At 49.3% G+C, this 692-nt stretch carries 1 protein-coding gene; it reads left to right on the top strand.

The features are described 5' to 3' along the window. Positions 1 to 644, top strand: a 644-nt coding sequence (locus ACFE6N_RS23520) for a hypothetical protein (RefSeq protein WP_378940374.1), incomplete at its 5' end; no start/stop codon positions are given. Positions 645 to 692 lie beyond the last annotated feature (48 nt).

Here is a 692-nt window from a genome sequence, read left to right as displayed (position 1 = left end):
CCAAAGGGCGGGTATCTGGCCTGGCCAGCGGTACCCAGTTGAGGAAAGCTAAATCGGGCCTGTTGTTAGGACGTGCCTTTACCAATACCAACTTTTTTAGCCTGTACAGTAGCATCGGCAGGGTATTACAACGCGCAGCGGGCCAGCGCTTTTCAGATCAACAGATTCGGTACGTGGGAGCCGATTCAGCAGGTTTTTTACGCGATAGCTACAACTATGAGTTTGTAGTGCCAGAGCGTTTATCGGCCCGATTATACCCCATGATGCTGGCCGACCTGAATACCTATTCGCCATATAAAGCCACTTTTAAAACCGAAAAAACCGATTGCCTGGTGCTGGAACGTACCAGTAGTGGCGAAATTTTAGATCAGGACACTGGCCGGCAGGGGGCCTTGAACTTAAAAAATGTTCCGTTTGTGGCACTTGTAGATCATATAGAAAACCTGGGCTGGAACAGGCTGCCTGTCATCAACAAAACGGGGATCAGCCAACGCCTGTCCATCAGCCTCCCCTTAACCGGCAACCTGCAGGAGGTGAATGACGGGCTTTTACCATATGGCTTACACCTGCGGCCGGCGAAGCAAAAAATAACCATGATGCTGATCAGCGACCAGCCAAACCAAACCACTAAACCATTAAAATGAGGAATATACATATACTAATCTTATTGATCTGCTTTGGCCCGCTCATCG

The organism is Pedobacter sp. BG31 (assembly GCF_042464845.1).
GTDB classification, from domain to species: Bacteria; Bacteroidota; Bacteroidia; order Sphingobacteriales; family Sphingobacteriaceae; genus Pedobacter; species Pedobacter suwonensis.
This window is presented reverse-complemented; position numbering and strand designations above follow the sequence as displayed.